The organism is Serratia sp. OLAL2, assembly GCF_002752475.1.
GTDB lineage: Bacteria > Pseudomonadota > Gammaproteobacteria > Enterobacterales > Enterobacteriaceae > Serratia > Serratia bockelmannii.
In genome coordinates this window covers 51,887-67,950 of the sequence record NZ_MSTL01000002.1, presented here as the reverse complement: position 1 = coordinate 67,950, position 16,064 = coordinate 51,887, and the positions used below count along the sequence as shown (strand labels likewise).

At 60.0% G+C, this 16,064-nt stretch carries 18 protein-coding genes; 12 read left to right on the top strand and 6 right to left on the bottom strand.

Translation table 11 applies throughout. The features are described 5' to 3' along the window. The first annotated feature begins 134 nt into the window (after nucleotides 1–134). On the top strand, nucleotides 135–344 hold the full coding sequence (locus tag BVU99_RS02395; RefSeq protein WP_004935132.1) for a hypothetical protein: 210 nt from the start codon (nucleotides 135–137) through the stop codon (nucleotides 342–344). A gap of 153 nt (nucleotides 345–497) precedes the next feature. Then, entirely contained in the window at nucleotides 498–1,505 is a 1,008-nt protein-coding gene (locus BVU99_RS02390) for an NAD(P)H-quinone oxidoreductase (protein ID WP_049203962.1), read from the top strand. A gap of 44 nt (nucleotides 1,506–1,549) precedes the next feature. On the opposite strand, the gene BVU99_RS02385 is transcribed toward BVU99_RS02390, so the two are convergent. Further along, the gene (locus BVU99_RS02385) at nucleotides 1,550–2,602 is read right to left on the bottom strand and encodes an SDR family oxidoreductase (RefSeq protein WP_049203963.1); all 1,053 of its coding nucleotides are present in this window, start codon (nucleotides 2,600–2,602) and stop codon (nucleotides 1,550–1,552) included. Between the two features lie 110 nt (nucleotides 2,603–2,712). Here BVU99_RS02385 and BVU99_RS02380 point away from each other — a divergent pair, with 110 nt between their 5' ends. Beyond that, nucleotides 2,713–3,645: a LysR family transcriptional regulator gene (locus BVU99_RS02380; RefSeq protein WP_049203964.1), complete on the top strand. Its 933-nt coding sequence runs from the start codon at nucleotides 2,713–2,715 to the stop codon at nucleotides 3,643–3,645. A gap of 3 nt (nucleotides 3,646–3,648) precedes the next feature. On the opposite strand, the gene BVU99_RS02375 is transcribed toward BVU99_RS02380, so the two are convergent. The 3 genes from BVU99_RS02375 to BVU99_RS02365 form a co-directional block, all read right to left on the bottom strand. Then, nucleotides 3,649–4,038, bottom strand: coding sequence for a YidB family protein (locus BVU99_RS02375; RefSeq protein ID WP_025303356.1), 390 nt, complete (start codon nucleotides 4,036–4,038; stop codon nucleotides 3,649–3,651). A gap of 95 nt (nucleotides 4,039–4,133) precedes the next feature. After that, a complete protein-coding gene (locus BVU99_RS02370) occupies nucleotides 4,134–4,382 on the bottom strand; it encodes a GlsB/YeaQ/YmgE family stress response membrane protein (RefSeq protein ID WP_004935146.1) in 249 nt (82 codons plus the stop codon). Nucleotides 4,383–4,396: 14 nt separating this feature from the next. Then, entirely contained in the window at nucleotides 4,397–4,594 is a 198-nt protein-coding gene (locus BVU99_RS02365) for a membrane protein (RefSeq protein ID WP_025303357.1), read from the bottom strand. A 628-nt stretch (nucleotides 4,595–5,222) separates the two neighbouring features. Between BVU99_RS02365 and BVU99_RS02360 the strand changes: the two genes are divergently transcribed. Continuing rightward, nucleotides 5,223–6,143 (top strand): Kdo(2)-lipid IV(A) acyltransferase, encoded by a 921-nt coding sequence (locus BVU99_RS02360; RefSeq protein ID WP_043140536.1) that lies wholly within the window; start codon nucleotides 5,223–5,225, stop codon nucleotides 6,141–6,143. Between the two features lie 176 nt (nucleotides 6,144–6,319). Continuing rightward, the gene (yjdN, locus tag BVU99_RS02355; RefSeq protein WP_025303359.1) at nucleotides 6,320–6,739 is read left to right on the top strand and encodes a VOC family metalloprotein YjdN; all 420 of its coding nucleotides are present in this window, start codon (nucleotides 6,320–6,322) and stop codon (nucleotides 6,737–6,739) included. A gap of 15 nt (nucleotides 6,740–6,754) precedes the next feature. Here the strand turns inward: yjdN and BVU99_RS02350 are convergent, their stop codons facing one another. Continuing rightward, nucleotides 6,755–6,949, bottom strand: coding sequence for a hypothetical protein (locus BVU99_RS02350; protein ID WP_060447861.1), 195 nt, complete (start codon nucleotides 6,947–6,949; stop codon nucleotides 6,755–6,757). 160 nt (nucleotides 6,950–7,109) lie between these two features. On the opposite strand from BVU99_RS02350, the gene BVU99_RS02345 reads away from it, so the two are divergent. Both BVU99_RS02345 and BVU99_RS02340 read left to right on the top strand, forming a co-directional pair. Then, a complete protein-coding gene (locus tag BVU99_RS02345; protein WP_099817098.1) occupies nucleotides 7,110–8,663 on the top strand; it encodes a sensor domain-containing diguanylate cyclase in 1,554 nt (517 codons plus the stop codon). A 479-nt stretch (nucleotides 8,664–9,142) separates the two neighbouring features. Further along, nucleotides 9,143–10,036, top strand: coding sequence for a Kdo hydroxylase family protein (locus BVU99_RS02340; RefSeq protein WP_025303361.1), 894 nt, complete (start codon nucleotides 9,143–9,145; stop codon nucleotides 10,034–10,036). Between the two features lie 43 nt (nucleotides 10,037–10,079). Here BVU99_RS02340 and paaZ read toward each other — a convergent pair whose 3' ends face one another. Continuing rightward, nucleotides 10,080–12,146, bottom strand: a complete 2,067-nt coding sequence (paaZ, locus tag BVU99_RS02335; RefSeq protein WP_099817097.1) for a phenylacetic acid degradation bifunctional protein PaaZ — start codon at nucleotides 12,144–12,146, stop codon at nucleotides 10,080–10,082. A gap of 317 nt (nucleotides 12,147–12,463) precedes the next feature. Here paaZ and paaA point away from each other — a divergent pair, with 317 nt between their 5' ends. Genes paaA through paaE form a run of 5 tightly spaced genes read left to right on the top strand, consistent with a single transcriptional unit; the run spans nucleotide 12,464 to nucleotide 16,057 of the window. Then, nucleotides 12,464–13,402, top strand: coding sequence for a 1,2-phenylacetyl-CoA epoxidase subunit PaaA (gene paaA / locus BVU99_RS02330; RefSeq protein ID WP_033647856.1), 939 nt, complete (start codon nucleotides 12,464–12,466; stop codon nucleotides 13,400–13,402). 21 nt (nucleotides 13,403–13,423) lie between these two features. Beyond that, on the top strand, nucleotides 13,424–13,711 hold the full coding sequence (paaB, locus tag BVU99_RS02325) for a 1,2-phenylacetyl-CoA epoxidase subunit PaaB (RefSeq protein ID WP_004935173.1): 288 nt from the start codon (nucleotides 13,424–13,426) through the stop codon (nucleotides 13,709–13,711). 8 nt (nucleotides 13,712–13,719) lie between these two features. Further along, nucleotides 13,720–14,478: a 1,2-phenylacetyl-CoA epoxidase subunit PaaC gene (gene paaC, locus BVU99_RS02320; protein ID WP_049203969.1), complete on the top strand. Its 759-nt coding sequence runs from the start codon at nucleotides 13,720–13,722 to the stop codon at nucleotides 14,476–14,478. A 9-nt stretch (nucleotides 14,479–14,487) separates the two neighbouring features. Further along, nucleotides 14,488–14,985: a 1,2-phenylacetyl-CoA epoxidase subunit PaaD gene (gene paaD, locus BVU99_RS02315; protein ID WP_025303365.1), complete on the top strand. Its 498-nt coding sequence runs from the start codon at nucleotides 14,488–14,490 to the stop codon at nucleotides 14,983–14,985. Between the two features lie 13 nt (nucleotides 14,986–14,998). Beyond that, nucleotides 14,999–16,057: a 1,2-phenylacetyl-CoA epoxidase subunit PaaE gene (paaE, locus tag BVU99_RS02310; protein WP_060433462.1), complete on the top strand. Its 1,059-nt coding sequence runs from the start codon at nucleotides 14,999–15,001 to the stop codon at nucleotides 16,055–16,057. Nucleotides 16,058–16,064 lie beyond the last annotated feature (7 nt).

The window sequence follows — 16,064 nt, the reverse complement described above, 5'->3', positions numbered from 1 at the left end:
TTTCACCGCGAAGGCGCGGCACGCCGCACGCCGCACCTTCGTGGACCGTCATGTTTTCATCACAAAATTGTCACACTATGGCCATATGATGATTCGCGATTATCCGCTCTGGCTTAACACCAAGGATTTCGCCCATGACCATAATTAAAGCTGCAAACCATCAGGAAGCAGAAAAGCTCATCCGCGCCGGCACAGCCAAGAAAATCGAACTGGCCTACGATATCGGCAGCGATGACTTCTTCCAGCTTGCCAGCCTGTGGTGCGATAAAGGCGCCAAGATCTCCAAAGGGAAAGAACATTTTATCGTCTCGTTGAAAGGCTTCCGCATCCCCCCTAACGATTGATATCCAGCCGCCCATCGCGGCGGCGTCCTCTCCTCCTCGCAAAACCGCTCTATTCGACCACGCGCACCTCCTTCGATTTCGCTAAGCTAACAGCAGACTTTATTGCGGGCGTTCAGCCTGATAACCACGTCCGCCACGATGAGGAGAGTGACCATGTCAACAAATGCAGCGCAGCCCGGCACGATGAAAGCGATTGAGATTAGCCAACCGGGCGCCCCCGAGGTTCTGGTTGTCACCGAACGCCCGGTACCCGAGCCACAGGCGGGCGAACTGCTGGTGAAAATCGCCGCCGCTGGCGTTAACCGCCCCGACGTGCTGCAGCGCCAGGGGAACTATGCGCCACCGCCCGGCGCCTCGGATATCCCCGGCCTGGAAATTGCCGGCGAAGTGGTGGCCATCGGTGAAGGCGTGACCCACTTCGCGCTCGGCGATCGGGTTTGCGCCCTTATCGCCGGGGGGGGCTATGCGGAATACTGCACCGTGCATGAAAGCAATGCGCTACCGGTACCGGCGGGTCTGAGCCTGACCGAGGCCGCCGCACTGCCGGAAACCTTCTTTACCGTCTGGGTCAACGTGTTCCAGCGCGGTCATCTCAAAGCCGGCGAAACCGTGTTGATCCATGGTGGCACCTCCGGTATCGGCACGGTCGCCACCATGCTGGCGAAAGCCTTCTGCGCCCAGGTGATCACCACCGTCGGATCCGAAGAGAAACGTCAGGCCAGCCTGGCGCTGGGCGCCGACGTGGCGATTAATTACCGCAGCGAAGACTTTGTCGCACGCACCAAAGACGCCACCAACGGCAAAGGCGCCGACGTCATCGTCGACCTGATCGCCGGCGATTATGTCGCCAAAAACTATCAGGCTGCGGCGATGGAAGGCCGCATCGTGCAAATCGGCACGCAAAACGGCGTGGTAAAAGAGCTCAATCTGATGCCGCTGCTGTTGAAACGCCTGACCCATACCGGGTCGACGCTTCGCTCACGCAGCGTGGCGGACAAAGCGCAGATTGCCGCCGAGCTGCGCGAGAAGGTTTGGCCGCTGCTGGAGCGCGGCGTGCTGAAACCGCAAATTTTTAAAACCTTCCCGCTTGAGCAGGCCGCCGCCGCGCATACGCTGATGGAGTCCAGCGAGCACATCGGCAAGATCATGCTGACGTTCTGAGGCCATTCCCCGCAGCCTGTGCTGCGGGGAGACCGATGCCACGCTCAGGGAATGATGCGGCGGCGGCGGAACTCCTCGAACAGCGAGAAAAACATGGCTTCGGTTTCGACAAACTGATGGAAACCGAAACGCCGCGCCTTGCTGCCATCCGCGAACATGTCATAGTCCCAGGAAAAGACGAAGTCGGCGAAACGCCAGCCGGCCACCGCGCGATAGTCAGGCTCGGCCAGTTGGTGCCGTTGCACCAGCTCTCGCCACAGCGGCGCTTTGTCCGCCATCGTGCTCTCCAGCGGCATCGGCAGCGGCGGCGCGCATTCCAGCCCGAAGTAAGCGGCGATTTTCGGCCACATCTCGCTCCAGCGAAAGAGATCGCCGTTGTTGATATTAAACGCCTGATTGGCCGCCGCCGGCTCGGTCGCCGCCCAAAGCGTGGCGCGCGCCAACAGCCCGGCGTCGGTCATTTCCAGCAGACTGTGGTAAGCGCCTGGCTTACCGGGAAAGCGCAGCGGCAGCCCGAGCGCTTTACTGATTGAGGCATAAACCGCGATGCTCAACGCCAGGTTCATCGGATTGCCAAGAGAGAAGCCCCCCACCACGCTCGGACGAATGGCGCTCCAACGCCATCGCTTGCCGGCCTGCCGCTGCGCCAGATACTGCTGCTGCGCCACGTTAAACTCCGGCGGCATATGCCCGGCGTCGCTTTCGCGCGCCGGCGTTTTAAACGGCCCCAAATGCGCGCCATACACTTTGTAACCTTGCATTAGGCTGATATGCTCCAACGCCGGCGCGACCGGCTCCAGCCCCTCGACGACGTGTTGCAACATCTGCAGATTGGGCGCCACCAGCCCCGCCCAGTCCGGCGCATCCTGATAGGCGGCATAGAAAACGTGGCTAATCGCGCTCAGCGGCCGCAGCGCGTCCCGCGTCGCCGCCGCATCCAGCAGATCAACCTGAAGGTGGCGCACCCCAGATGCCGGTTCGCCCCCCCGGCGGGAGACGCCCACCACTTGCCAACCTTGATCAATCAGCTCCTCAATCAATCGGCGCCCAATCACGCCATTGGCGCCGATCACCAATGCCTGTCGCTTTGCATTCATCTTGCCACTCCTCAGGTTATCGATACCCTGAGTGTTATTGATTAGTAATGCTTGCGGTAGAAGAGGATTTTCACTAACACTTATAAGAAAAATCTATAGGCAAGATCGACATGGATAAGCTGAACGCAATGAAAACCTTTATGCGAGTGGCCGAACTGGGCAGTCTATCGGCCGCCGCTCGCGATCTGCGTTTGACGCAGCCGGCGGTCAGTCAGCAAATCGCCAGCCTGGAGCAGCAACTGGGGGCCCAGCTGCTGTTTCGCAGCACCCGGGCGGTCACGCTGACCGATGCCGGCAGCGGTTATTATCAGCGCCTCAAACCGATTCTGGCGGCGGTCGACGAAGCGGAAGACGCACTGCACGACCAGCACCACCAGTTGCAGGGCAATCTGCGCATTCACGCCCCTACCGGATTCGGGCAGTTGCACGTCACACCGCTGGCCATCGCTTTCCAGCAACGTCATCCGAACCTCGCCATCGAACTGCTGCTGGACGATCGCCGCGCCGACGTGATCGGCGAAGGCATCGACGTGGCGCTGCGCTTCGGTGAACTCCATGCGCCCGGCATGGTGGCGAAACGTTTGGGCGAGCTGCAACGCCTGCTGGTGGCATCGCCGGCCTATCTGGACAAGCATGGCACGCCCCGTTCGCCGGCGGAGTTGGCGAAACATGCGCACATTCGTTACAGCGGCTTGAACGACGGCGATACGCTCACTCTGTTCGGGCCGCACGGCCCCGAGATGGTTGCTCTGCGGCCCACGTTCCGCGCCAACAATACGCTATCGCTGCTGGCCGCCATCGAGGCTGGAGCCGGTATCGGCGGCGCCCAACGGCCTTTAATCGCCGAGCAGCTGGCGACGGGGGCGCTGGTGCCCGTTTTGCCGGAATACCGCTACCCGCCCATGGCGCTGCACGCGGTCTATCCCGCCTTACGATTTATTCCGGAGAAAGTGCGCGCCTGGGTGGCGCATCTGCAGCAAGCGTTGACGGCGATCGAGGGAATTAGCGGAGTGAATGCTCCCGGCCAGATGCCGGGAGCCTAATCATTATTTGAACAGTTTGCCGACCATGTCGCCCAGTTCGTTGCTGTCTTGCTGCACTTCACCATTTGGCGAGGCGGCATCCGCGACCGTTGGCAAGAACTGTGCAATGGTGCTGGAGGCTTGTGCAGGATCGATGCCCAGCTTTTCAGCCAGTTGGTTGATCGCATCGCTACCCAACGCCTGCTGCACATGATCGCCGGTAATCTGCTGATTTTCGCCATTGCCGAGCCAGGAACCGACGATATCGCCGAACTGCCCCTGACGGAATTTGTCCAAAATGGCCTGTAGGCCGCCTTGTTGCTCAACCCACTGCATAATGGCGATGTAGTCGATGCCTTTACCGTTGGCGCCGCCACCCAGAATGTTACCCAATACGCTATCGAACAGACCCATGATATTCCCCTTTCAGCCGGTACGGCCCGCGCCGCACCGCCGGATTGATTTCACGAAAAAGGGCCGCCGCGGCGACCCTGTTGAGCAACGGCTGCTTAGCCTTTGATCTTCCTGTAGACAAAAAGCACCACCAGGGCACCGATTACCGCCACCACAAAGCTGCCCAGGTTAAAACCGTCAACGCGGCCCATACCGAAGAAGGTGCTGATATAGCCGCCGACGACGGCGCCCACGATCCCCAATATAACGGTCACAATAAAGCCGCCGCCGTCTTTGCCCGGCATAATCCACTTGGCCAGGATACCGGCGATTAAACCAAAAATGATCCAGGAAATGATGCCCATCTTTACTCTCCCTATTACCTTTTGCCTAACAGAAATCCTATTACCAGGCCCACGACGGCGCCGGCGCCTATCCCCGCCCAAGGGTTATCCTTAAGGCAGGCACATGATTGCTCGAGCGCCGCTTTTACACCGCTGCGCACTTCGCAGGCGGTGGCTTTCACGTAGTCGCTCGGTTGCTCAACACCGTTTAGTTCGTCATTTTCATATGACATGTCAAATCCTTACAGACCAACCCTCTGAGAATCTCGTCACATGTTTCGCGCCAGGCGCCGTCCGCTCCGCGATCTTGCTCTGGGCAACCTGCCCGCTGCCGCTCAATGCAGAGGCGTACGCCGACAAACGCACAACTTCACACTATGACTATAGTAAAAAATCAGCGGTTTACCCATTTCCGTCCGTCTGAATTTCACCGTACAAAAAACGATCTAACTTCATCCTACCGTCATCTCGAGAGGCTAAACTTTAAACAAATCCTCATGGAGGAAACATCCATGTTCAATGCCCCCTTTGTCCTGATTCTCGCGCTACTGTACGCACTGGCCGCCGTTTGGGACGGTTCCGTCGCGTTACTGTTTCATTAAGGTTACATAGCAGTTGTCACTTTTGCGATGCGCTTAATTGTGTCTTTATTTTTCAATTGCACCAGCCGGTTGAAATAGCGGAAAATATCTTCCCTTCCCTCGGTAAAAATCCTATCTCACTCCATTTTTCGCCTGCGCTTAAATAAAGTGAAAAAAAAGCATTAATGGAAAATCCTATTTAGCACGAAATGTTCTACTATTCGCCTTATAAAAATTTGGGTTAAGGTCCCATTGGGAAAGAAAAGGAATCATAGAAAAAATGCTTTCTAACCAACGCTTTGAGCGCAAATTCTTGCGCCCTCGTTATTGGTTGCTGTGGATAGGGCTGGGAATACTCTATCTCTTGGTGTTACTGCCCTACCCGCTCATTTATCGACTCGGACACGGCCTTGGCAGAATAGCCATGCGCCTGATGAAACGCCGGGTACAAATAGCACGCCGCAATGTAGAACTCTGCTTCCCTGAGATGCTCGCCGCCGAGCGCGAGGCGCTGATTGTCAAAAATTTTGAGTCCGTCGGCATGGGCCTGTTCGAAGTCGGCATGGCCTGGTTCTGGCCTGACTGGCGCATCGCCCGTTGGTTTAAGGTGAGCGGCATGGAAAACATGCAGTTGGCGCGTCAGGACGGGAAAGGCGTGCTGCTGATCGGCCTGCATTTCCTCACTCTGGAGCTGGGTGCGCGCATCTTCGGCATGCAAAACCCCGGCATCGGCGTGCATCGCCCGCACAATAACAAACTGATGGAATGGGTGCAGACCCGCGGCCGGCTACGCTCGAATAAATTCATGATCGATCGTAAAGATATCAAAGGCATGATCCGCAACCTGAAACAGGGTGAAATCCTGTGGTATGCGCCGGACCACGATTATGGCCCGCAAAGCAGCGTGTTCGTACCGTTCTTCGCCGTGGAAAACGCCGCCACGACGACCGGCACCTATATCCTGGCGCGCATGGGGCGGCCGTCGATCGTGCCATTCGTGCCGCGCCGCCTGCCGCATGCGCAGGGTTATGAGCTGATCGTACAGCCACCGCTGACGGACTTCCCGCTGGACGATGAAACGCGCGCGGCGGCTATGATGAACCGCGTGGTGGAAGAACAGGTGCTGCTGGCACCCGATCAATACATGTGGTTGCACCGCCGCTTTAAAACCCGCCCACCCGGCGAACCTTCGCTGTATTAACCGCCTTCGCGCCTTCGCCCGCCCTGCCGGCGGCGAAGGCGCTCACCTCGCACGAGCATTCTGCGTCAGGGGAACTACACTAATAAGTCACCGACGGCAATTATTGCCGCCAGCAACCATTTCTTCCTGCCCGAGGGCCGGTCGTTGCCTGTCGGGCCACAACCGAGGTCAATGTCATGCTGGTACAACCCTATTTGTTTTTCAGCGGTAACTGTGAGCAAGCGATTAACTTCTATGTACAGCAGTTGAATGCCAAAATTGAAATGGTCATGCGCTTCAAAGACATGCCCGAAGAAGCCCGCCAAGGCGGGCCGCAGGACGCCAATCCTGAAGCGATCATGCATGCGCGTCTGCTGATCGGCGACGGTGTACTGATGGCCTCCGATGGCTGCCCACAAGATGACAGCGGCGGCGCTTCTCACAAAGGCTTCTCGCTGTCGCTGAACCCCAGCGATGCGGAGCAAGGACGCAAACTGTTCGACAATCTGGCGCAGGGCGGCCAGGTGACGATGCCTTACCAAGCCACCTTCTGGGCCAAAGGCTTTGGTATGCTGACCGACAAATTCGGCGTCAACTGGATGATCAACGTCGAATAACCCGTCATGGCGCCGCTAGCTGTAGCGGTGCCAGTCATACGCCACCTTGGCGAACAGCACGAACAGCACCGTCAACAGCACCAACCCCAACCGCCAATAGGGCGACCGGCGCCGCCGCCAGGCGAAGAACATCATCACCGCCAGCCCCCCCAGCGTGAGGGGGTAATACACCGCCAGCGTCAGTAAAGCGATAATGATGTAATCCGACATGGCCCTTTTACTCCTTCGCGTTCACGCCGCCGCAAATGCGGGTTGCGATCGCCCTTTCGCCTTATCGCCTCGTTAAGGGCTAGAGGTCTGGCGCGTTTATGCATAAAATATAAGATTGCTCTTAACTCGAACTAAATAGTAATCAAACAACAAGGGTGACATGACTCAGCAGCAACCCATACAGGATGCCGTGCCGCCGCGCAGCGTTAAAAGCTCCCCATTATTATTTCAGGCCGGCGTGTTTGTCATCATCGTTGCCGCCACGCTGATCCTCTTTAACAGCTGGCAAATCTGGAGCGCGCACCAGCGCGATCTGCGCAGCGCCGAGCATGAATCCGCCAACCTCGCCCGTTCGCTGGCGCAGCATGCCGACGATACTTTCATGCAGGTGGACGGCAATCTGCTCGATCTGACCGAACGTCTCCAGAACGACGGGCTGGGTCCATCGCAGCTGACGCGGCTGCAGCGCGTCATGCAGACGCAGGTCGGCAACCTGCCGCAGCTGCATGGGCTGTTTCTCTACGATGCGCGCGGCCGCTGGCTGGCGACCTCCTCGGGCAAATTCATCAAGAACGCCAACAACGCCGATCGCGATTACTTCAAATACCATCAAAACCGCGACGGCGGCGGCCTGTACATCGGCAAGGTGATCCGCAGCCGCACCACCGGCGATCTGATCATTCCCGTTTCGCGGCGCTTCAACCACCCGGATGGCAGCTTTGGCGGCGTGGTGCTGGCGACGCTGTACGTCGATTATTTCCGCCAGTTTTACGACAGCTTCGCCCTCAACACTGACGCCTCGCTGAACCTGCTGCTGGCGGACGGCACCATCCTTTACCGCCGCCCCTACTCGGCGGCGTCGATCGGTAAAAACATCGCCAAGGGCGTGCTGTTCAGCGAAATTTTGCCGCATTCGGAATTCGGCAACGCCACCATCACCTCGCTGTACGACAAAGTGGAGCGCATCTACGGCTATTCGCGGGTCAACCGCTTTCCGCTGGTGATCGCCGCCGGGCTATCGAAACGCGACGCGCTGGCGGACTGGCGCACCGACGCCGGGCTGTTCGCCGCCGGTGGCCTCTCGCTGCTGATGATCCTGTTGGCGATGGGCATGGTGCTGCTGCGGCAAATCAAGCACAGCATGCAAACCGAAGCCGAGCTGATGCGCACCCGCGATCAGCTGACCAGCATCAACCAGATGCTCGAAGAACTGGCGCTGCTGGACGGCCTGACCGGGCTGGCCAACCGCCGCCAGTTTGATATCGCGCTGAAGAACGAGCTGGCACGGGCTTCGCGCAACTACCGCAGCGTGGCGCTGCTGATGCTGGATATCGACTATTTCAAACAGTACAACGACAGCTATGGCCACGTCGCCGGGGACCAGTGCCTGCAGCAGATCGGCCAAACGCTCAAAGGGTTGGCGTGCCGCAGCAACGACGTTTTAGCGCGCTACGGCGGCGAAGAGATGGGGATTATCCTGCCGGATACCGACATTCAGGGCGCACTGATTTTCGCCGAACGCGTCATCCAGGCGGTACGCGATCTGAAGATCCCGCATCAGGGCAACCCGCACGGTATCGTCACCATCAGCATCGGCATCTGCGCCAAAGTGCCACATATGTATAACGATACGCCGATCAGCTTTATCAATGAGGCGGACAGCGCGCTGTATCAGGCCAAGAAAAAAGGCAAAAACTGCATTTACGGTGCTTAATCAATAATCGGGTCTCCAAATTTGGCGGCCCGATTTATTCCCGACAAGATGAAATAATTCCACTCCGCAACATTATTTCCCCGGTTTGCCCTGCTATTTGAATGAAATAACGCCAATAAATAAGCAGCATATTTATTTCCATTACAATTCAATAAGATAAAAAACACACCATTCCGCAGACAATTCGTGCCATTTTTGATTATTCGTGCCTACACGCAGCCCCGTTTAGCCCTCGTTTACTTTTCATTGGTATTGCCGGTGATATCCTTATTGGGAATATTCTCTCTATCAGGAAGCCATCGCACGCTTCGGCGCACTGCGCCCTGCTGATACATCCATAATAGAACCCACAAATTTCACGTTGCAATTGAGCGGCCTGCTGACGCCGCTCCAGCCAGCCACTGCGCAAGCCAGTGCAGCCAATCACGCGGCAACCTGAAAGACGGGAATAAAGCGATATAGATTTGCGAGGAGATCTCATGCCTACTGGCGATATTATGCGTGAACAGGCCGTCCTGACGCTGCCGTTGCGACAATGGGCGGCAGCGGAAGCATCCAGCGCGGTCAGCGAACTGGAACAGGGCAAGGTACTGTTTCTGCCCGAGCTGGCCTTCACCCTGTCTGAACAGGAAATGCCACTGCTGGATCCGACGTTGGTCGATCCGAAGCGCAAAAACATCAGCTATCAGCCGCTGTCCGGCAAGCTGACCGGCGTCGCCGTCGCGGAACGCCGGCAGCAGGTTCAGCAACTGCTGGAGCGCTATTACCAGTCGTGCCGCCAGCTGATCGCCGGGCTGTTGCCCGAGTATCAGGAGGCGCTGCACCATCCGACCGGCAGCCTGCGTTTGCACCCGGTTTCCGCCTGGCGGGCGACCAGTTCCTGGCGCAAAGACGACAGCCGCCTGCACGTTGACGCTTTCCCGTCGCGCCCGAACTACGGCGAACGCATTCTGCGCATTTTTACCAACATCAACCCGCACGGCGAGCACCGCCAATGGCGCGTCGGTGAACCGTTCCCTGAGCTGGCGGCACGCTTTATGCCGCGCCTCGCACGCTACTCCGCCCTCAGCAGCTGGCTGCAGCATCAGGTGCGCATCACCAAGACCCGCCGCAGCCATTATGACCACCTGATGCTGCAGTTGCACGACGCCATGAAGGCCGACGGCGATTATCAGCAGCAGGGGCCGCAGCTGGCGCTGGCGTTTCCGCCGGGCAGCAGCTGGATTTGTTTCTCGGATCAAACGCCGCACGCCGCGATGGGCGGCCAGTTTATGCTGGAACAGACCTTCCTGTTGCCGGTGAACAAGATGCAGGATCCGCAGCGCTCGCCGCTGAAAGTGCTGGAACAGCTGCGCGGTCAGCCGCTGATCTGAATAGATTGCCGCCGCCGGGGCTGCCGGCGGCGGCAAACGCGTATTACGCCTCGAAGTCCCCCTGCTGGCGCGCCACCAGCGTCAGGATGCTGTACAGCGCCACCGGCTGCTGTTCCTGATTCAACACCTGCACATCCCACACCACCACGCCGTGCGGCCGATCCTCGGCGGTTTTTTGCGGCTTGCGGATTTTCTTCTTGCAGGTCAGCCGCACCTGAATGGTGTCGCCGATCTTCACCGGTTCGATAAAGCGCAGATTCTCCATGCCGTAGTTGGCGATCACCGGCCCGACGGCGGCATCGACAAACAGCCCGGCCGCGGCGGACACCACAAAGTAACCGTGCGCCACTCGCTCGCCGAACAGGGAATCGGCGGCGCCGATCTTGTCCATGTGCGCGTAGAAATGATCGCCGCTCAGGCAGGCGAAGTTGACGATATCCGCTTCGGTCACGGTGCGGCGCGCGGTCAACAGGCTGTCGCCCAGCTGCAGCTGCTCGAAGTATTTACGGAACGGATGTACCGGATGCTCGGCGACCGGCGCGCCGCGCACCCATTCACCGCCGATGGCCGCCAGCATCGCCGGCCTGCCCTGGATCGCCGTGCGCTGCATATAGTGCTTCACCGCACGCAGTCCGCCCAGCTCTTCCCCGCCACCGGCGCGCCCCGGGCCGCCGTGTACCAGCATCGGCAGTGGCGAACCGTGGCCGGTGGACTCCGCCGCCGCCTGTTCATCCAAAATCAGCATTCGGCCGTGGGCGCAGGCCGCCGCGCGAATGAAGCGCTTGGCCAACGCCGGATCGGCGGTCACCAGCGATCCCGCCAGGCTGCCCTGCCCCAGCAACGCCAATGCGATCGCCTGCTCGGTATCCGCATACGGCATCAGCGTTGCCACCGGCCCAAAGGCCTCGGTGCCGTGCACCGCCTGATGGGTGAACGGATCGGCGCAATACAGCAGGGTCGGTGGATAAAACGCCCCACCGCGCGCGCCGTCGCCCAGGATCTCCAGCTTATCCAGCGCCGCGCCACAGAGCGGTTCGCAACCATTGCGCAGCAGGAACTCTACCTTGCTTTGCACATCCTCACGCTGCTCGTGGCTGACCAACGCCCCCATGCGCACCGGCTCCAGCTGCGGGTCGCCCACCGTCACCCCCGCCAGGCGCTGCAACAAGGCCTGACGCACCGCCGTCACCTGCGCCGCCGGCACGATGATGCGGCGGATCGCAGTACATTTCTGCCCCGCCTTGGCGGTCATTTCACGGCACACTTCTTTGATGAACAGCGCAAACTCCGGCATCTCGGGCGTCACGTCCTCCGCCAGCACGCAGCAGTTGAGCGAATCCGCCTCCATGGTGAAGGCGATCGATTTTTCCAGCAGGCGCGGATGCGCACGCAGCCGCTGCCCGGTCTGCGCCGAGCCGGTGAAAGTCACCGCATCCTGATAATCCAGGTGCGCAAACATGTCGCCGACGCCGCCGCAAACCAACTGCAGCGCCCCTTCCGGCACCAGCCCACTGTCGACGATCAGCCTGACCATCGCCTGCGTCAGCTGCGCAGTAGCGGTGGCCGGCTTGATGATGGCCGGCATGCCCGCCAGCCAGGTCGGCGCCAGTTTTTCCAGCATGCCCCAGCACGGGAAGTTGAAGGCGTTGATGTGCAGCGCCACGCCAGGGCGCGAAGTGAGCACGTGGCGGGCGGCGAACTGCGCCTGTTTCGACAGCGGGATCAACTCGTCTTCCGGCCACAGCGTATCATCCGGCAGATCGCGGCCGGCCATGCCGGCATAGGCGAACAGCGTGGCGATGCCGCCTTCGATATCGACCCACCCGTCGCTGCGCGTCGCACCGGTTTGATAGGAAATCTGATACAGCGCCTCTTTATGCGCCAGCAGGTGTTTCGCCACCGCTTTCAGCATCTGGGCGCGCTGCTGGAATGTCATGTTCGCCAGCGCCGGGCCGCCGTGGCTGCGGGCATAGCTCAGGCTCGCCGCTAACGGCAGGCCGTCGGAGCAGACCTGGTACAGCGCTTCGCCGGTCACGGCGTGACGGATCTCGCGGCCCTCTCCCTGCCCATACACCCAGGCGCCAGATAGATAACTGTGTAACTGCTGCATGTGCCCTCCAAAATTCATAAATTTTCACCCTACAGCTTAATTACGTATCACATAAATGCCAGTCAACGCCAAATCAAATTTTAACAAAAACAGAACAAAACCCGTTTTCAAGCCGCTTACCCTGTCATTAATACGGAATTGATGGTTTTATTTATCAAATTAAATCAACAAAATAACAAAAAACCTTGTGAGTGAACTCGCAAAACCACATGAATCTCGTTTGATCTTTTTGTTATCAGTTTGTAGCCTTATGGTTAGTTAAAGTGATTCACATTTTTATATCTAATGTGAAAAACACGAATCACCAAGAGGCGAGCATGACAACTGACGCACAATATCAGCAGCATTTCGACGACAAGATCGCGGCGGATATCGCCATTGAGGCCAAAGACTGGATGCCGGACGCCTACCGTCAGAACCTGATTCGGCAGATCGGCCAACACGCCCACTCGGAAGTCATCGGCATGCTGCCGGAAGCCAACTGGCTGACGCGCGCCCCCACGCTGCGCCGCAAGGCGGTGCTGCTGGCCAAAGTGCAAGATGAGGCCGGCCACGGTCTGTACCTCTACAGCGCCGCCGAGACCCTCGGCTGTTCGCGCCAGGACATCTACCAAAAGATGCTCGACGGCAAGATGAAGTATTCCTCCATCTTCAATTACCCCACGCTCAACTGGGCGGATATCGGCGTGATCGGCTGGCTGGTCGACGGCGCCGCCATCGTCAACCAGGTAGCGCTGTGCCGCGCCTCCTACGGCCCCTATGCGCGGGCGATGGTGAAAATCTGCAAAGAAGAAAGCTTCCACCAGCGCCAGGGCTACGAGGCGGTGATGGCGATGGCCAACGGCAGCGACACGCAGCGTGCCATGTTGCAGGACGCTATCGATCGCTTCTGGTGGCCGGTGCTGATGATGTTCGGCCCGAGCGACGCCGACTCCCCTCACAGCGCCCAGAGCATGGCGTGGAAAATCAAACGCCACAGCAACGATGAGCTGCGGCAGAAATTCGTCGACAACACCGTGCCGCAGCTTGAGGCGCTGGGCATGACGGCGCCAGACCCGAGTCTTACCTGGGACGAGGCCGCCGGCCACTATCGCTTCGGCGAGATCGACTGGAGCGAACTGCATGAAGTGATCAAAGGACGCGGCCAATGCAACCACGAACGCCTGCAGGCCAAACGCCGCGCCTGGGAAGACGGCGCCTGGGTGCGCGACGGCGCCATGGCCCACGCCGCGAAAAACGCCGCTTCCGCCGCATAGCCAACATAAGGAACCGAGATCATGAGCCACGTTGAATGGCCGCTGTATGAAGTGTTTATCCGCAGCAAACAAGGGTTGGCGCATCGCCACGTCGGCAGCCTGCACGCCGCCGACGACCAAATGGCGCTGGAAAACGCCCGCGACGCCTACACGCGCCGCAACGAAGGCTGTTCGATCTGGGTGGTGCAATCGCGCCATCTGATCGCCTCGCAGCCGGAAGATCGCGGCGCGTTCTTCGATCCGTCCGAAGACAAGATCTACCGTCATCCGACGTTTTACACCATCCCCGACGGCATCAAGAACATGTAGAGGCGACCATGACGGTTAACGATCCGCGCATCAGCTATTTGCTCCGCCAGGGCGACACGCCTCTGATCCTCGCCCAGCGTCTGTGCGCCTGGTGCGGCCACGCGCCCGAACTGGAAATCGATCTGGCGTTGGCCAACATCGGTCTCGATCTGCTCGGCCAGGCGCGCCACTTCCTGGGCTACGCCGCCGAACTGGCCGGGCCGCCCTGCAGCGAAGACAGCCTGGCCTTCGGCCGTGACGAGCGCCAGTTCCATAACCTGCTGCTGGCGGAACAGCCGAACGGCGGTTTCAACGACACGCTGGTGCGCCAATTCCTGCTCGACGCCTACCACGTGCAGCTGCACCAGGCGCTGAGCCGCAGCCGCGATGCGCAGATCGCCGCCATCGCCGCCAAATCGTTGAAGGAGGCCGATTATCACCTGCGCTTCAGCCACGGCTGGATGATCCGCCTCGGTGACGGCAACGACATCAGCCACCGCAAGATCCAACAGTCGCTGGATAACCTGTGGCGCTTTACCGCCGAGCTGTTCCACGCCGACGCGTTGGAACTGGTGTTGGCGGAACAAGGCATCGCCGTCGATCCGCGCACGCTGCAGGCCCCCTGGCTAGCGCAGGTGGAAGAGACGCTGCGGCAGGCGACGCTGGCGCTGCCCGCCGAGCAGGCGTTCCGTCACGGCGGCAAGCAAGGTCAGCACAGCGAACACCTCGGCCCGTTGCTGGCGGAGATGCAGTTCCTGCAGCGCGCCTACCCAAACAGTCAGTGGTAGGAGGCCGCGATGAACGTCACTCGTTTGCAACCCGCCGAAATCCCGCAGATTTGGCACTGCCTGCAGCAGATCAGCGATCCCGAGCTGCCGGTGCTGTCGATCACCGATTTGGGCATGGTGCGCGACGTGGTACGCGACGGCAGCGGCTGGCGCGTGACCTTCACCCCAACCTATTCCGGCTGCCCGGCCACCGAATTTTTGCTCAACGCTATCGAGCAGCGGCTGGCGGCCGCCGGTTTCAGCCCGGTGCAGGTGGACATTCGCCTCAGCCCGGCCTGGACCACCGACTGGATGAACGCCGACGCCCGCGAGCGGCTGCGGCAATACGGCGTAGCGCCCCCGCAGGGCCACACCTGCGATCGGCCGCATGCCCACGGCCCGGTCGCCTGCCCGCGCTGCGGCAGCACCCACAGCGAGAAGATCAGCGAGTTCGGATCCACCGCCTGTAAAGCGCTGTACCGCTGCTGCGACTGCCGGGAACCGTTCGACTATTTCAAATGCATATAGGAGCGCTGACACCATGACGGTCTTTCATCGCCTGAGCGTCGCCGCCATCGAGCGCGAAACGCCTGACGCCGTAGCCATCACCCTGCGGGTGCCTGAAGAGCTGCAAAACCAATACCGCTATACCCCCGGCCAGCACCTGACGCTCAAGGCGCTAGTCAACGGCGAAGAACTGCGGCGTTGCTACTCCATCTGCAGTTCGCCGCAGGAAGGCCTGCTGCAGATCGGCGTAAAAGCGATTGATCAGGGCCGTTTCTCCGGCTTCGTCAACCGCATGCTGAAAGTCGGCGACGCACTGGAGGTGATGGTGCCGCAGGGGCGCTTCGGCTACCAGCCGCAGGCAGAGCGCCACGGCAACTACCTGGCGATCGCCGCCGGCTCCGGCATCACGCCGATGCTGTCGATCATCAAGGCGACGCTGCTGCTCGAACCGGGCAGCAGCTTCACCCTGATCTACGGCAACCGCAACAGCCGTTCGATGATGTTCAAAGAGGCGCTGTCGGATCTGAAAAACCGCTACCCGCAGCGTTTTCAGCAGCTGTACCTGTTCAGCCAGGAGAGCCTCGACAGCCCGCTGCTCAGCGGCCGCATCGACCGTGAACGCCTGACGGCGATCGGCGGCACGCTGCTGGATTTCCGCGACTATGACCACGCCTTTATCTGCGGGCCGGAATCGATGATGGACGACGCGCAAACCGTGCTGGAACAGGCCGGCGTCCCGGCCAACCACATCCACAGTGAACGCTTCAACACCAGCGGCCTGGTCGCCCGCCCGCGCCACAGCGGCGATCGCAACGCTACCCGGGTGGCGCTCCTGCTCGACGGGCGCCGGTTGGATATCGAGGTCGGCGAACAGGACGACAGCATTCTCGACGCCGCGCTGCGCCAGGGCGCCGACCTGCCCTACGCCTGCAAAGGCGGCGTCTGCGCCACCTGCAAATGCCGTCTGAAGGCCGGCCAGGTGGAGATGGGAGTCAACTACAGCCTGGAGCCGGATCAGCTGGCGGCGGGCTACGTATTGAGCTGCCAGTCGTGGCCGAAAGGCGACGGCGTGGTATTGGACTTCGACGTCTAGGAGCCGC

Coding starts and splice junctions, on each gene's coding strand:
- BVU99_RS02395 (WP_004935132.1), top strand. CDS start 135: ATGACCATAATTAAAGCTGCAAACCATCAGGAAGCAGAAAAGCTCATC.
- BVU99_RS02390 (WP_049203962.1), top strand. CDS start 498: ATGTCAACAAATGCAGCGCAGCCCGGCACGATGAAAGCGATTGAGATT.
- BVU99_RS02385 (WP_049203963.1), bottom strand. CDS start 2,602: ATGAATGCAAAGCGACAGGCATTGGTGATCGGCGCCAATGGCGTGATT.
- BVU99_RS02380 (WP_049203964.1), top strand. CDS start 2,713: ATGGATAAGCTGAACGCAATGAAAACCTTTATGCGAGTGGCCGAACTG.
- BVU99_RS02375 (WP_025303356.1), bottom strand. CDS start 4,038: ATGGGTCTGTTCGATAGCGTATTGGGTAACATTCTGGGTGGCGGCGCC.
- BVU99_RS02370 (WP_004935146.1), bottom strand. CDS start 4,382: ATGGGCATCATTTCCTGGATCATTTTTGGTTTAATCGCCGGTATCCTG.
- BVU99_RS02365 (WP_025303357.1), bottom strand. CDS start 4,594: ATGTCATATGAAAATGACGAACTAAACGGTGTTGAGCAACCGAGCGAC.
- BVU99_RS02360 (WP_043140536.1), top strand. CDS start 5,223: ATGCTTTCTAACCAACGCTTTGAGCGCAAATTCTTGCGCCCTCGTTAT.
- yjdN (WP_025303359.1), top strand. CDS start 6,320: ATGCTGGTACAACCCTATTTGTTTTTCAGCGGTAACTGTGAGCAAGCG.
- BVU99_RS02350 (WP_060447861.1), bottom strand. CDS start 6,949: ATGTCGGATTACATCATTATCGCTTTACTGACGCTGGCGGTGTATTAC.
- BVU99_RS02345 (WP_099817098.1), top strand. CDS start 7,110: ATGACTCAGCAGCAACCCATACAGGATGCCGTGCCGCCGCGCAGCGTT.
- BVU99_RS02340 (WP_025303361.1), top strand. CDS start 9,143: ATGCCTACTGGCGATATTATGCGTGAACAGGCCGTCCTGACGCTGCCG.
- paaZ (WP_099817097.1), bottom strand. CDS start 12,146: ATGCAGCAGTTACACAGTTATCTATCTGGCGCCTGGGTGTATGGGCAG.
- paaA (WP_033647856.1), top strand. CDS start 12,464: ATGACAACTGACGCACAATATCAGCAGCATTTCGACGACAAGATCGCG.
- paaB (WP_004935173.1), top strand. CDS start 13,424: ATGAGCCACGTTGAATGGCCGCTGTATGAAGTGTTTATCCGCAGCAAA.
- paaC (WP_049203969.1), top strand. CDS start 13,720: ATGACGGTTAACGATCCGCGCATCAGCTATTTGCTCCGCCAGGGCGAC.
- paaD (WP_025303365.1), top strand. CDS start 14,488: ATGAACGTCACTCGTTTGCAACCCGCCGAAATCCCGCAGATTTGGCAC.
- paaE (WP_060433462.1), top strand. CDS start 14,999: ATGACGGTCTTTCATCGCCTGAGCGTCGCCGCCATCGAGCGCGAAACG.